Source organism: Pseudomonas sp. GW456-12-10-14-LB2 (assembly GCF_002884345.1).
GTDB classification, from domain to species: Bacteria; Pseudomonadota; Gammaproteobacteria; order Pseudomonadales; family Pseudomonadaceae; genus Aquipseudomonas; species Aquipseudomonas paraglycinae.
Window position 1 is genome coordinate 1 of record NZ_POHV01000053.1, and the last position, 13,377, is coordinate 13,377.

Annotated in this window: 12 protein-coding genes and 1 pseudogene; 6 read left to right on the top strand and 7 right to left on the bottom strand. The window is 61.1% G+C overall.

The features are described from left to right. Positions 1 to 192: 192 nt before the first annotated feature. Positions 193 to 1,149, bottom strand: a complete 957-nt coding sequence (locus C1X29_RS26020; RefSeq protein WP_102718720.1) for a threonine dehydratase — start codon at positions 1,147 to 1,149, stop codon at positions 193 to 195. Positions 1,150 to 1,246: 97 nt separating this feature from the next. Between C1X29_RS26020 and C1X29_RS26025 the strand changes: the two genes are divergently transcribed. Both C1X29_RS26025 and yghU read left to right on the top strand, forming a co-directional pair. Continuing rightward, on the top strand, positions 1,247 to 2,092 hold the full coding sequence (locus C1X29_RS26025; protein ID WP_102687437.1) for an AraC family transcriptional regulator: 846 nt from the start codon (positions 1,247 to 1,249) through the stop codon (positions 2,090 to 2,092). 166 nt (positions 2,093 to 2,258) lie between these two features. After that, positions 2,259 to 3,098, top strand: a complete 840-nt coding sequence (gene yghU / locus C1X29_RS26030; RefSeq protein WP_102718721.1) for a glutathione-dependent disulfide-bond oxidoreductase — start codon at positions 2,259 to 2,261, stop codon at positions 3,096 to 3,098. Positions 3,099 to 3,152: 54 nt separating this feature from the next. Here the strand turns inward: yghU and C1X29_RS26035 are convergent, their stop codons facing one another. From C1X29_RS26035 to C1X29_RS29750, 3 genes and pseudogenes are all read right to left on the bottom strand, one after another. Next, complete coding sequence (locus C1X29_RS26035; protein WP_102718722.1) at positions 3,153 to 3,644, bottom strand: DUF2269 domain-containing protein; 492 nt, start codon at positions 3,642 to 3,644, stop codon at positions 3,153 to 3,155. 2 nt (positions 3,645 to 3,646) lie between these two features. Further along, positions 3,647 to 4,774, bottom strand: coding sequence for a saccharopine dehydrogenase family protein (locus C1X29_RS26040; protein WP_102718723.1), 1,128 nt, complete (start codon positions 4,772 to 4,774; stop codon positions 3,647 to 3,649). Further along, positions 4,756 to 4,941: pseudogene (locus C1X29_RS29750) on the bottom strand (hypothetical protein); the annotation flags it as partial. The pseudogene C1X29_RS29750 and the gene C1X29_RS26040, both read right to left, overlap by 19 nt. A 183-nt stretch (positions 4,942 to 5,124) precedes the next feature. On the opposite strand from C1X29_RS29750, the gene glcD reads away from it, so the two are divergent. The 3 genes from glcD to glcF are packed head-to-tail and all read left to right on the top strand — an operon-like array spanning position 5,125 to position 8,909. Then, positions 5,125 to 6,624: a glycolate oxidase subunit GlcD gene (gene glcD, locus C1X29_RS26050; protein ID WP_102718724.1), complete on the top strand. Its 1,500-nt coding sequence runs from the start codon at positions 5,125 to 5,127 to the stop codon at positions 6,622 to 6,624. Then, complete coding sequence (glcE, locus tag C1X29_RS26055) at positions 6,624 to 7,688, top strand: glycolate oxidase subunit GlcE (protein ID WP_102718725.1); 1,065 nt, start codon at positions 6,624 to 6,626, stop codon at positions 7,686 to 7,688. Before glcD ends, glcE begins: the two co-directional genes overlap by 1 nt. Before the next feature lie 3 nt (positions 7,689 to 7,691). Continuing rightward, a complete protein-coding gene (gene glcF / locus C1X29_RS26060; protein ID WP_102718726.1) occupies positions 7,692 to 8,909 on the top strand; it encodes a glycolate oxidase subunit GlcF in 1,218 nt (405 codons plus the stop codon). A gap of 16 nt (positions 8,910 to 8,925) precedes the next feature. Here the strand turns inward: glcF and C1X29_RS26065 are convergent, their stop codons facing one another. Next, on the bottom strand, positions 8,926 to 9,153 hold the full coding sequence (locus C1X29_RS26065; RefSeq protein WP_085748376.1) for a hypothetical protein: 228 nt from the start codon (positions 9,151 to 9,153) through the stop codon (positions 8,926 to 8,928). Positions 9,154 to 9,408: 255 nt separating this feature from the next. Between C1X29_RS26065 and C1X29_RS26070 the strand changes: the two genes are divergently transcribed. Then, on the top strand, positions 9,409 to 10,179 hold the full coding sequence (locus C1X29_RS26070) for a helix-turn-helix transcriptional regulator (RefSeq protein WP_102718727.1): 771 nt from the start codon (positions 9,409 to 9,411) through the stop codon (positions 10,177 to 10,179). Between the two features lie 65 nt (positions 10,180 to 10,244). Here the strand turns inward: C1X29_RS26070 and C1X29_RS26075 are convergent, their stop codons facing one another. After that, positions 10,245 to 12,200 (bottom strand): MacB family efflux pump subunit, encoded by a 1,956-nt coding sequence (locus C1X29_RS26075; RefSeq protein ID WP_102718728.1) that lies wholly within the window; start codon positions 12,198 to 12,200, stop codon positions 10,245 to 10,247. Between the two features lie 2 nt (positions 12,201 to 12,202). Next, positions 12,203 to 13,351: a macrolide transporter subunit MacA gene (macA, locus tag C1X29_RS26080; protein ID WP_085748379.1), complete on the bottom strand. Its 1,149-nt coding sequence runs from the start codon at positions 13,349 to 13,351 to the stop codon at positions 12,203 to 12,205. Positions 13,352 to 13,377 lie beyond the last annotated feature (26 nt).

The window sequence follows — 13,377 nt, forward strand, 5'->3', positions numbered from 1 at the left end:
CTTCGAAACCTACTTAACTCATTGAATCTCAAGGAGTTTTCCGTTTCGACTGCGCCGGAAGTGGGGCGAATTATAGAGACTCAGAATCTCCCGTCAACCCTTAATTTGCGTTTTCTATCAAGAGAGGGAAAAAGGCCGTTTCTATATAGAGGCGAATGTATAGCTGTCACTGAATGCCGAGCCCGCCAGAAATCAACCAATCACCTTCGCATACACCGACCGGTCAATATTCCCCCCGGACAGAATCACCCCGACCTTCTTCCCCTCCATCCTCCCACGCTCCTGCATCAACGCAGCCAACGCTGAGGCGCCTGCACCCTCTGCAAGGTTATGGGTATCGGTGTAATACACACGCATGGCTTCGGCAATCTCGCCTTCGCTGACCGAGACGATCCTCGCCGCCCCTTCCTTATAGATGTCGAACGCCTGCGCAATCGGCTTGCGCACAGCCAGGCCATCGGCAAAGGTATTCGCCGACGCCGTTTCGCAGATCACATTTGCTTCGAACGACAGCTTGGCAGCCGCGGCCTCCGTCGACACCACGCCCACCACTTCAGTGTTCAGTCCTAGTGCGTCGCGAGCAGCAATGACACCACAGATCCCTGATCCGCAACCGATGGGCACGTACACCGTATCCAGATCCGGCGCCGCACCGAACAGCTCCAGCGCATAGGTCGCCACGCCCTTGACCAGTTCAACGTGAAACGGCGGCACCAGAAAAAGGTCATGCTCCTGCGCCAGGCGCGCCGCCTCTTCACGGGCCTCGTCAAAATCGCGCCCGTATTCGACCACTTCACCACCAAAGCCACGCATGGCGTTGTTCTTTTCCAGCGAATTGCCCTGCGGCACCACAATCAGCGCTTTCAGGCCCACGGCCCCCGCTGCCAGCGCCAGACTCTGACCGTGATTTCCACGCGTCGCGGAGACGATGCCTTTGACTGTCGGATGTTCACGCCGCAACCAGTGCATAAAGGTAATACCACCTCGCACCTTGAAGGCACCGGTCGGCGTGTGATTTTCATGCTTGACCCAAACGGTGCAGCCCAACCGCTCGGCCAGCAACGGCCAACGGTATTGGGCGGTAGGCGGCATCACCTGGTAAACCTGGCGGGCAGCGTTTTCGATATCGTCGCGAGTGAATGCGTGCATTTAGGTGGCTCCCTGAACTTTGGCCCAGTCTAGGCACGGACGCACCACGTCGGCTTTCAAAAAACTGACCTGACTTTTATCCGACCTCTTCTCTACTATGGTGGTCATGAACCATCGAAACCGGCGCCACCCCATAACCGTCGCTGAACCGATACGTCGTATCGAGGCCGGTCCGTGGGCGATCGAACTGCTGCCGGGCGCAGCCTACTCGGCGCGGTACGTGGCAACCCAGTCAGCGATCGGCTTTGCCTTCGACAGCCAGCACGGCGTGCACGCGATTGGTACTGACCGGATACGCCCCTTCGATGCGATGCCCAATGGCCTGGCGTTTGTTCCGGCTGGATGTGACGTGCTGTCCGAGTCGCCCATGGGCGGCGAGTACCTGCGAGTGATACGCACCGACGGCAAAGCACTGGCGGGTGACCGGGCGTTCAACAATCGCATCGACCCGCAGGCCATTCACCTCGCGTCGCGAATGCGCAGTGCGCTGCTGCAAGCCTCTCTGGATGATGACTGGGAACGCTGGGCGCTCGGTCTGGCGGAACGGGTCGAAGGTCATGAAGCGGTGTCGTCTCCAGGCTCGATCACCAGCAGCCGCATGCGCCTGCTGGATGATTTCATCGACGCCGGTCTCGGCAGCCCGCTCGCCGTCCCGGCGATGGCGCAATTGCTGGAGTTGTCCGAGGGTTACTTCATGCGTGCCTTCAAGCAGGCAACCGGCAAAAGCCCCCACAGTTACCTGATCGACAGACGACTGGCCAAAGCCCGAGCGTCAATGCGCGATACAACGGACAGTCTTTCGCAGATCGCCCTCGCCTGCGGTTTCAACTCGCAGGCGCATATGACCACAGCCTTCAAACAGCGCCTCGGCGTGAGTCCGGCGCAATTGCGCACAGATTCGCGCCATAGCTCTGTTACCGACAAACAACATTCTTCTATATAGAAGAAGCGGTCACCCGGCAGCTGCCCGGCATGTCTTTAGTCAAACCATTTCAGCGAACAACCAGTGGCATTCAAACGCCCTTCTGTGGTGTCCTGTTCGACAAGAGCCCGGCACGCTCACCGTCCGGCTCACTCCATTCCGGCATGCAACCGATGAGGTCCGTTTCATGAGCAAGGCGCCCTACGCACCACCCAAGGTCTGGAAAGACATCGCTCCGTCCGGCGGCCAGTTCGCCAGCATCAATCGCCCGACTGCCGGGCCAACGCACGACAAGACGCTGCCGGTCGGCAAGCATCCGTTGCAACTGTATTCGCTGGCCACGCCCAACGGCGTGAAAGTGACCATCCTGCTTGAGGAGTTGCTGGCGCTCGGACGCACCGACGCCGAGTACGACGCCTGGCTGATCCGCATCAACGAGGGCGACCAGTTCTCCAGCGGCTTTGTCGAGATCAACCCCAATTCGAAAATTCCGGCGCTGCTGGATCGCAGTGTAGAACCGACCATTCGCGTCTTCGAATCCGGCTCGATCCTGCTCTATCTGGCGGAAAAATTCGGCGCCTTCCTGCCCACCGACCTGGCGGGACGCACCGAAACCCTGAACTGGCTGTTCTGGCAGATGGGCTCGGCACCCTACCTGGGCGGTGGCTTCGGGCATTTCTATGCCTATGCGCCGGAAAAGCTCGAATACCCGATCAACCGGTTCACCATGGAAACCAAGCGCCAGCTGGATGTGCTTGATCGCCGCCTGAGTGAAAGCCCCTACCTCGCCGGCAACGACTACACCATCGCCGACATCGCGGTCTGGCCTTGGTACGGGCAATTGGTGCGCAACAACGTCTACTCCGCCGCCGAGTTCCTTTCCGCTCACGAATACACCCACGTGCAGCGCTGGGCGCAAGAGATTGCCGAACGGCCTGCGGTGGTTCGTGGCCAGCGCGTCAACCGGACGTGGGGCGATGAAGCGAGCCAGGTTCCTGAGCGACATCAAGCAAGCGATCTGGATTGAGCTTCGCCTGATACGACGCGACGCCCGGTGCGGATTTATCGGGCGTTGCGTTCGCTACACCAACAGGTTGGCCCACTGCCCCGGCGTCATCTTCGTCACCATCAGCAGCACGATCACGAACATCCCCAGAAATCCGGCAATCCCCATCCAGAACCATTTTCGGTACACGCAGCTGTACTCATCAGGGAGCCCTGCCCCGGTCTCGACCGCGCTCGAAGCCATCCCGTGCAAACGCTTTTGAAGCACCAGTACCGGCAACCAGAGCGAGCCGACACACAGGAAAATAATCAAGGAGGTCAGCACCCATTCCGTGGTCAGGGGCAGTCCGGCAAGCCTGGTCAACCCGTAACCCGTCGCGATCTGGATAAAGCCCGCCGGCGTGGTGATCCAGGCGTCGAACCGTACGACCATTCTCGCCACGTGAGCGATCACCAGAGGGTTGGCTGTACGGCTCGCGGCGATCAGGTAGAGGTAGGAGCCCATGCCGAATCCGAACAGAAAAACCGCGGCGATAATGTGAATGTATTTGAGGCACAGATAGAGCACGGTCAGTTCTGCCCGTCAGAGAAATGCATCGACAGGCTCAGATTCTGCGGATCGTTGATGGCCGCCATGTATTCAGCGACTGTGATCTCGCCCACGCAGGGACGTGCGCCAGCCTCGGGCCGATATCCCCGGGCGATTTTCGCGGCCAGGGCAACGGCTGCGCAGCTCGGGATCTCCGGTCCCTTGTCATTCCGGGCGGTGAGCTGCACCGTCATGGCCAGCGGTTTTCCGTCGATACCGAGTCCTGTCACGTCGATATACATCGCGCTTTTGCCATCACCGAATCGCTCGAACCAGGTACCCCAGCGATGAAGCCGCGCCGCCCAGGGAACATGATCACGAAACGCACCAAACCTGCGGGCCAGGGCGAACAGACCGTTGGCCACACCACCCAGCTTGAGGCCCGCGCCGGCCTTGAAACTCAAGGTTCGTGCGCCGTAGCGTTTGGCGAAGATATCCATGTCCGGAACATCGACGTTCGCCAGCACCCGAACGCCCAACTGAGGCATCCTGCGCAACGTCAGATCCAGCCAGCCTGCCACCTCATGAACCTGGCCATTCCTGAGTTGCCTGATCGGCTTGCCGGCGTAGGCCAGAACACCTTCAATCGTCGACAGGCCCGGCATTTTCGCCGACGAGGAAATACCATGTTCGATCGAATCGATGCGGGAGAAGCGATGCCGCTGTTCATCGATAAGGGCCGATGAAAGTGTCGGCACCGAACTGCAACCGCTGAGAATCGCCACGCCGGCCTGTTTCGCGCGGGCATCGAGGGCTTCGATGCCGTTGACGAAAGTTCTGCAGTCGGACAAGTCGCAATAATGCACACCCGCGTCGATGCAGCGCTCGGCGACCGCATAGGATTGCCCTTGAAACGGGCCGCCGGTGTGGATGACCAGTTGAATGCCCATCGATTTCAGAGCCGCTTCAAACCCGTCCCCCATCGCGTTGCCGCACCAACTCTCGCAGACAACGCCCGACCGAGATTTCAGCTCGTCGACTTTGCGCACCAATTTCTGCGGGTCGCGGCCGGAGATCACCAGCTCGATGTCCGGCATCTCAATCAGATGCCGACTGACAATGCTGCCGAAATTTCCATAACCGCCGACCACTAAAACCCTGAGTGCCACGCAATACTTCCTTGAAATGGATAACTGATTTCAATCGGACATCTTTTACTTATGCGACTGACCCAGCGGGACAGCGCAGGCCGGGTCAACACGCCCTTGGCGCGGGAGCCGAGCGCCGCGTAGAGCGTCAAGGATGTCACCGACAACGCCCGATCAAGGCGCGACATTGCTGCCGCAGTTTCTGATCCTTGCCTCGATTTTCATCTCGTCGGAGTGAAACGCCGCATATTACAGGAGCACGCGGGACAACGGACCAACGGCCGCTACGCTTTACTTCTCGGGGTCAGCGGCCCAATGATAGAAAACGGCACCGACCTCGAATAACGACAACGGAGGGTCGTCCACCGATCATGAACATTCTCTACGACGAACAGGTCGACGGCGTTTTGCCCGACGTCGACAAAGCCGCGTTGTTGCAAGCCCTGCAGCGCCAGTGGCCGGATCTTGAAGTCCTGCATCAGCTTGAGGAACTCAAGCCGTATGAGTGCGATGGCCTCTCCGCCTATCGCACCACGCCGTTGCTGGTGGTACTGCCACGGCACATCGATGAAGTTCAGGGCGTGTTGCGGATCTGCCATGAGCGGCGGGTTCCGGTGGTGGCCAGAGGCGCGGGGACCGGTTTGTCCGGCGGAGCCCTGCCACTGGAGAAAGGCGTGTTGCTGGTAATGGCGCGCTTCAACAACATCCTGCACATCGACCCTGAAGCCCGCACCGCGCGGGTTCAACCCGGGGTGCGCAACCTGGCGATTTCCCAGGCCGCTGCGCCGTTCGGGCTGTATTACGCGCCTGATCCTTCCTCGCAAATCGCCTGCTCCATCGGCGGCAACGTGGCGGAAAACGCCGGCGGGGTGCATTGCCTCAAGTACGGTCTGACCGTGCACAATCTACTCAAGGTCGAGATTCTTACCGTCGATGGCGAACATCTGACGCTGGGCTCGAACGCGCTGGATTCCCCCGGTTTCGACCTGTTGGCACTGTTCACCGGCTCCGAAGGCCTGCTCGGCGTCATCACCGAAGTCACGGTCAAACTCTTGCCCAAACCCCAGACTGCCAAAGTGCTGCTGGCGGCATTCGACTCCGTGGAAAAGGCCGGTCGCGCAGTGGCCGACATTATCGCGGCCGGCATCATTCCCGGCGGCCTGGAGATGATGGACAACCTGGCGATCCGCGCCGCCGAAGACTTCATCCACGCCGGATATCCGGTGGATGCCGAAGCGATTTTGCTCTGCGAACTCGATGGCGTTGAAGCCGATGTCCACGATGATTGCGCGCGGGTCGGAGAGGTGCTCGACCACGCCGGTGCCACCGAGCTGCGCCAGGCCCGGGATGAGGCCGAGCGCGTGCGATTCTGGGCCGGACGCAAGAATGCCTTCCCCGCCGTAGGACGGTTATCTCCGGACTATTACTGCATGGACGGCACCATCCCGCGCCGCGAATTGCCCGGCGTACTGCACGCGATTGCGCAGCTTTCAGCCGAATATGGCTTGCGGGTCGCCAATGTATTCCACGCTGGCGACGGCAACATGCATCCACTGATTCTGTTCGATGCCAATCAGCCCGGCGAACTGGAACGTGCCGAGGTGCTGGGCGGCAAGATCCTCGAACTGTGCGTGAAGGTCGGCGGCAGCATCACCGGCGAACACGGCGTGGGCCGGGAAAAAATCAACCAGATGTGCGCGCAGTTCAACGGTGATGAGCTGACCCTGTTCCACGCTGTGAAGAAAGCCTTCGACCCGGGCGGCCTGCTTAACCCCGGCAAAAACATTCCGACCCTGCATCGCTGCGCCGAATTCGGCGCCCTGCACGTACACCACGGGCAATTGCCCTTCCCCGAGCTGGAGCGGTTCTGATGGGTGAAAGGAAGGATTTCGATGACAGCGCCGCGTTGCTCGAACAGGTCAACCGGGCACTGGAAAGCGCCACGCCGCTGCGCATTCAGGGGGCCAACAGCAAGGCGTTTCTCGGACGCATCGTCGGTGGCGAGATTCTCGACACCCGCGCCCATCGCGGCATCGTCAGCTACGACCCGACCGAACTGGTGATCACCGCACGCTGCGGCACTCCACTAGTGGAACTGCTGGCCGTGCTGGACGCTTCGCAACAGATGCTGGCTTGTGAACCACCCGCCTTCGCCGACGACGCAACAGTCGGCGGCATGATCGCCACGGGCCTGTCCGGGCCGCGTCGGCCCTGGTCGGGATCGGTGCGCGATTTCGTGTTGGGCACGCGGATCATCACGGGACATGGCAAGCATTTGCGCTTCGGCGGCGAAGTCATGAAAAACGTCGCCGGCTACGACCTGTCGCGCCTGATGAGCGGCAGTTACGGCTCGCTGGGGGTGATCACCGAAGTCTCGCTCAAGGTGCTGCCCAAACCGCGTGCGTGCCTGAGCCTTAGTCTGGAAATGACCGGCGAACAAGCCCTGCTGCGCCTGGCCGAATGGAGCCAGCAGCCGTTGCCGATCAGCGCCGCCTGTCACGATGGCCGGCAATTGCACTTGCGTCTGGAGGGTGGCGAAGGTTCAGTGGCGGCCGCCCATGATCGCCTTGGCGGCGAGTTGATCGACAGTTCGTTCTGGGCCGACCTCAACGAGCAACGCCTGGGCTTCTTCGATGAAGACCAACCGCTCTGGCGCCTGTCCGTGCCGCTCAACACGCCGCCGCTGAACCTGCCCGGCGAGCAGTGGCTCGACTGGGGCGGCGCGCAACGCTGGCTCAAATCGACAGCCGAAGCGGCGACCATTCGCAAAGTAGTCGGAGACGTCGGCGGGCATGCGGCCTGCTACAGCCACGGCCTGATCGATGAGCCGTTCCATCCTCTGGCGCCCGCCCTGCTGCACTATCACCGCCAACTCAAACGACAACTCGACCCCCGGGGCATTTTCAATCCCGGGCGTCAGTACGCGGAGCTTTGAGCCATGCAGACCACCCTCAGCCCGCAAGCCCGACAACTGCCCCGCGCCGAAGAGGCCGAAAGCATCCTGCGCACGTGCGTTCATTGCGGATTCTGCAACGCGACCTGCCCGACTTATCAATTGCTCGGCGATGAACTGGACGGCCCGCGCGGACGCATCTATTTGATCAAGCAAGTACTCGAAGGCAACGAAGTTACGGCGAAAACCCAGCAACACCTGGATCGCTGCCTATCATGCCGTAACTGTGAAACCACCTGCCCTTCCGGCGTGGACTATCACAACCTGCTCGACATTGGCCGAGCAGTGGTCGACGCAGCCGTCCCGCGGCCGCTCGGGCAACGCCTGTTGCGCGAAGGGCTTCGAAGCGTCGTGCCCAATCCGCGGTTGTTCAAAGGGTTGGTCAATGGCGGGCAGATGTTCCGGGCGCTACTGCCCGATGCCCTGCAAGACAAACTGCCACGCAACGCGGTGATGCCTGCATCACGTCCCGACATCCGCCATGCAAGGCAAGTGCTGATGTTGGAGGGTTGCGTACAGCCGGGTTTGTCACCCAATACCAATGTAGCAGCGGCACGGGTGCTGGATCGTCTGGGCATCAGCGTGATCCCGGCCCGCGAGGCTGGTTGTTGTGGCGCGGTAGATTATCACCTCGACGCCCAGACCACCGGCCTTGACCGCGCCCGTCACAATATCGATGCGTGGTGGCCGGCCATCGAACGGGGTGCCGAGGCGATCGTGCAGACCGCCAGCGGTTGCGGTGCGTTCATCAAGGATTACGGGCATTTGCTCGGCGCCGATCCGGCTTATGCCGAAAAGGCCAAAGCCGTCAGCGCGCTTGCAAAAGATCTGGTTGAGGTGCTGCGCGAAGAGCCGCTCGAATCCTTAGGCATCCACGCCAATCAACGTGTGGCTTTCCATTGCCCCTGCACCTTGCAGCACGCGCAGAAACTTGGCGGTGTGGTGGAGTCGTTGCTGGTCCGACTGGGCTTCGACCTGACTGCAGTCCCCGACGCCCATCTGTGCTGCGGCTCGGCAGGTACTTACTCGATCACCCAACCGGCGCTGGCCAGATCACTGCGCGACAACAAACTCGCTGCGCTGGAGAGTGGTCATCCCGAGATCATCGCAACCGCCAACATCGGCTGTCAGGCACACCTCGATGGCGCCGGCCGCACGCCCGTCAGGCACTGGATCGAACTGGTGGACGCGCATTGCCGCTGAATGTCCGGAGTGCCTGCTACCCTTCAAGCGGTGGCGCAGACAAGTCTTCATGACGGATAAAGATGTGGCCTGCATCGCGCACCAACTGTCGCCACTCGGAAGCGTTGATAAGTCCCTGCTCCAGCATCTCGTCGGCCCCCTTGAGCAACTCATCGTATTGATCCTGAGGGTCGAGCTGCTCCCGAGACTGTGTTGCCAGATTGCGCCAGGCCGACAGGGAGTCTTTTTTGCGTTGATCGAACATATCGAATGCCTCGCGAAGATGACATCGGGTAGAGCCGGTTCGGTTCTGCGTCGTTCGATACATGCGACGAGTGGAAGGCGATGCGGTTGCGGCACTCAATGTTCGTTATGAGCTAATAACCCCTTCATTAAACGGTCGCTCAAACGTTGTACTAGGATAGGATCCAAATTTCCCGATTTGTGGTCGCCGGCCAAGGACATCAGCCGGAGAGTCGGGAAAGCGCAATTCCCCCATTGCTACTCATGGATGAAACACATGAACTCACATCTGTTCCCTCACATCGGCAAGGTCATCGCCAGCACCGGCAGCCGGCATTTTCCGCGGATGCTGCATGATCTGATCCTCACCCAACTGGCCGTGGATGCCACACATATCCGGCAGATGCGCGTGGAGCCGGTCGGACGTGCGCAACCGCGCAGCGAGCCTGAATGCCCCAAAGACGCGACACTGACGGCCGAGACGGTGTATTCCGAACTGAGCACCGATCCCGGCAGCAGCGACGTGCCCGCCCCCGAACCCTCCACGGTCACCGATGCGTCGCAGTTGCACCTGACCCGGCGCAAGGACGGTTACCGTTACGTGATTTCCGTGTACCGCTGCGGGCCGTCGAAGCGGTTTTCCGCCCGGGAGCGCAGCCTGTTACAGGACATCTCCCCGGTATTGCTGCCGATGGTGGAAAAGCACATCCACGCGCTGCAACCGGCGAATGCGGATCCCGAGGCGCAAGCCGCAGCGACTGAAGCCTCGCTGCTAGGCCTGGAAACCCTGCGATTGCGTTTTTGCGAGCGCGTGCAGCAACTGGGCTTGAGCCTGTCCAACCGTGAGATGGAAGTGTGCGTCGGCCTCCTCGCCGGCCGCACCGCGCCTGAACTGGCCGAACAGTTGCAGTTGAAGGTCAACACCGTCGAGAGCTACCTCAAGCGTGCCGCCATCAAACTGGGGATCAGCGGCCGCCATTCGCTGATGCGCTGGATGTATTCACCTGAAGACTGCCCGGCCGCCTGCGATCCGTCCAACGCGGCCTGATCGTTCGCACGCCTGTAAAAAAACCGCCGCCCTGCCAGGGACGGCGGTTTTTTCATGCCCGCCGGTCAGTCCCGCGCCAACGCCTCGATCGGGTCGAGCCGCGACGCATTGCGTGCCGGCACGAAGCCGAACACGATGCCGATCAGCGTCGAACAGATCACCGCCGTGAGCACCGAGGTCAGCGAGAACACCATTTCCCACTCCTTGATGAACAACGAGAACAGATGACCGATGGCGTAACTCAGCGAAATACCGATGGCCCCGCCGAGCAGACAGACCATCACCGCCTCCACCAGAAACTGCTGACGAATGTCCGACTGCCGCGCCCCGACCGCCATTCGGATACCGATCTCGCGGGTCCGTTCGGTGACCGATACCAGCATGATGTTCATCACCCCGATGCCGCCGACCACCAGCGAAATCACTGCAATCAGCGATAGCAACAGCGCCAGTGAGCGGCTGGTTTTCTGCACCGTCTGCATCACGCTGTCGAGGTTGTTGGTGAAGAAATCCTTGGTGCCGTGGCGCTGCAGCATCAGCTTGTTGACGTTGTCCTCCACGACCTTGCTCGGTTGGCCGTCCTTGATCCGCACGCTGATGCTGTCCAGGTAGCGCTGGCCCAACAGTCGACCGGCTGCGGTTTCGTAAGGCACCCAGACATTGAGCGACTTGCTCGACGAGAAGATGTTCTTCTTTTCTGCTGCCACACCGATCACGGTGCACGGCAGGTTGCCGATCAGGATCACCTGTCCCAGCGGATCGACTCCCTCGCCGAACAACCGTTGGCGGGTGTTGTGATCGATCACCACCACCTGAGCCTGGCGTCTAGCATCGTTTTCACTGAACGCAATGCCCGACTCCATCTTGATTCCGCGCACCTGAAAGTACAGATCGCTGACGCCGTTGACCTGGGCATCGAGGTCAATGTTGCGATAGCGCAGCAACAGATTGCGCCCGACCACCGGCGTGGCGCTGTCGACGTAATACAGCTGATTGAGCGCCGTCACATCCGCCGGCACCAGGGTTTCGATGGCCGCCGAACGGCTGTCGCCGAAACTGGTACCGGAATAGATATCGATGGTGTTGCTGCCGATGGCCTGAATGTCCTTGAGCACATAGCGCTTGGCCCCCTCGCCGATGGCCGAGATCGACACCACCGAGGTGATGCCGATGACGATCCCGAGCATGGTCAGCAGTGTGCGCATGCGATGCGAGATCAGCGCGACCCAGGCCATGTTGAACGCTTCCTTGAACAACCCGAGGCTGGCCACCAGACGCCGCGCTGCCGTGGATTTGGGCACCGCGTCCTCATTGGTCAGTGCCGTGGTGTCGCGCTCGTTGCGACGGTCGCTGAGGATTTCGCCGTCGCTGACTTCGATGATGCGCTCGGCGTTGGCCGCGACCTTGGGGTCGTGGGTCACCAGAATCACCGTGTGCCCGGCCGCGTGCAGTTCCAGCAAAATGCGCATCACCTCCTTGCCGCTGGTGGTATCGAGAGCGCCGGTGGGCTCGTCCGCGAGGATCACTTCGCCGCCGTTCATCAGCGCGCGGGCGATACTCACCCGCTGCTGCTGACCGCCCGAGAGTTGGCTCGGGCGATGGGTCAGGTGCCCCTCCAACCCCAGGCGCGCCAACAGCTCCCGGGCTCGGGCATGGCGCTGTGGTTCCGGCGTGCCGGCGTAGATCGCCGGCATCTCGACGTTGTGCATCGCGCTCAGGTGCGGCAGCAAGTGGTAGCGCTGGAAGATGAAGCCGAAATAGTCACGGCGCAGTTCGGCCAGTGCCTGATTGTCCAGATCCCGGGTTTCCCGACCGTTGATCTTGTAGCTGCCGGCCGTGGCGTAATCGAGGCAGCCGAGAATGTTCATCAAGGTCGATTTGCCGGAGCCCGAGGCGCCGATGATCGCCACCATTTCCCCGGCGTGGATCGTCAGGTCGATATTCTTCAGCGCCAGGAATTCACGGTCGCCCGCCGTGAAGCTGCGGCTGATGCCGGTCAGTTGCAGCAGAGGTTCGCTCATGCTCATGCCCCTGCCACTTTCGTCACCGGATCACCGATCACCACCCGGTCGCCTTCGGCCAGGCCTTCGTTGACCTGCACCTTGACGTTGTTGTTGATCCCGGTCTGCACATTGCGCGACTGCGCCTGGCCCTTGGCGTCCAGCACCCGCACCGGGAAACTGCCGTCGTTGTTGCGCGGGCCCAGCGCGGCCACCGGAATCGTCAGCACCGATTTGGCGGTGTCGAGCACCACCCGCACCTGAGCCGTCATGGAAATGCGCAAACGGTGATCGGGGTTGGGCACCTCGAACAGCGCGTTGTAGAACACCGCCGTGTTCTGCTTCGGCGTGCCGGCGGGCGGGGTTTCGAGGAAGTTCTGCGGCGCAGGCTCGGTACCGCGCAGCTTGCCGTAATAACGCTTGTCCTCGCCGAGAATGGTGAAATACACCTCCTGCCCCGGCGCGATGTGAATGACATCGGCCTCCGACACCTGAGCCTTGACGGTCATGGTGTCCAGGTCCGCCAGTTTGAGCAGGATCGGTGCCAGCTGGTTGGCGATCACGGTCTGGCCTTCCTGGGTCACGATGCCCACCACGTCGCCGTCGATGGGCGCGACGATCCGTGTGTAGGCCAGATTGACCTTGGCCGTATCGATCTGGATATGCGCGCTCTTGATCTGCGCGTCCAGCGACAACAGGTTGGCTTGCTGCACTTCGTAGTTCGATTGCGCGGTTTCGAAATCCTGCCGCGAGATCGAGGCGTCCTCCTGCAGGTTCTGATAACGCTCGTAGATCGCCTTGGTCTGGCGCAACTGAGCCTGAGTCGCCCGGCGCTGGGCTTGCAGATTCTCCTCATCGACCTGTGCCTGACGCAGGGTGTTCTGCAGCACCAACGGATCGATCTCCGCCAGCCACTGGCCCTTCTTGACCTTGTCGCCGACCTTGACCTTCAGCGACTTCAACTGCCCCGAAACCTGGGCACCGACGTCCACCTGCTTGATGCCCTCCAGCAAACCGGTGGCCAGCACTGCGTTTTCAATGTCAGCGCGTTCGACCGTGGCGGTCAGGTATTGCGGTGCCTCGGCCGGCGCCTGCACCGTGTAGAACACCAACCCGGCCACCAGCGTCAACGCGATTCCCAGACCGACTTTGCGCAACTTCGACTGTTCCATAAATGACCACGATTCCGTTCAGGGTT

Coding starts and splice junctions, on each gene's coding strand:
- glcE (WP_102718725.1), top strand. CDS start 6,624: ATGGGTGAAAGGAAGGATTTCGATGACAGCGCCGCGTTGCTCGAACAG.
- C1X29_RS26020 (WP_102718720.1), bottom strand. CDS start 1,149: ATGCACGCATTCACTCGCGACGATATCGAAAACGCTGCCCGCCAGGTT.
- C1X29_RS26065 (WP_085748376.1), bottom strand. CDS start 9,153: ATGTTCGATCAACGCAAAAAAGACTCCCTGTCGGCCTGGCGCAATCTG.
- C1X29_RS26075 (WP_102718728.1), bottom strand. CDS start 12,200: ATGAGCGAACCTCTGCTGCAACTGACCGGCATCAGCCGCAGCTTCACG.
- C1X29_RS26070 (WP_102718727.1), top strand. CDS start 9,409: ATGAACTCACATCTGTTCCCTCACATCGGCAAGGTCATCGCCAGCACC.
- glcD (WP_102718724.1), top strand. CDS start 5,125: ATGAACATTCTCTACGACGAACAGGTCGACGGCGTTTTGCCCGACGTC.
- C1X29_RS26025 (WP_102687437.1), top strand. CDS start 1,247: ATGGTGGTCATGAACCATCGAAACCGGCGCCACCCCATAACCGTCGCT.
- yghU (WP_102718721.1), top strand. CDS start 2,259: ATGAGCAAGGCGCCCTACGCACCACCCAAGGTCTGGAAAGACATCGCT.
- glcF (WP_102718726.1), top strand. CDS start 7,692: ATGCAGACCACCCTCAGCCCGCAAGCCCGACAACTGCCCCGCGCCGAA.
- macA (WP_085748379.1), bottom strand. CDS start 13,351: ATGGAACAGTCGAAGTTGCGCAAAGTCGGTCTGGGAATCGCGTTGACG.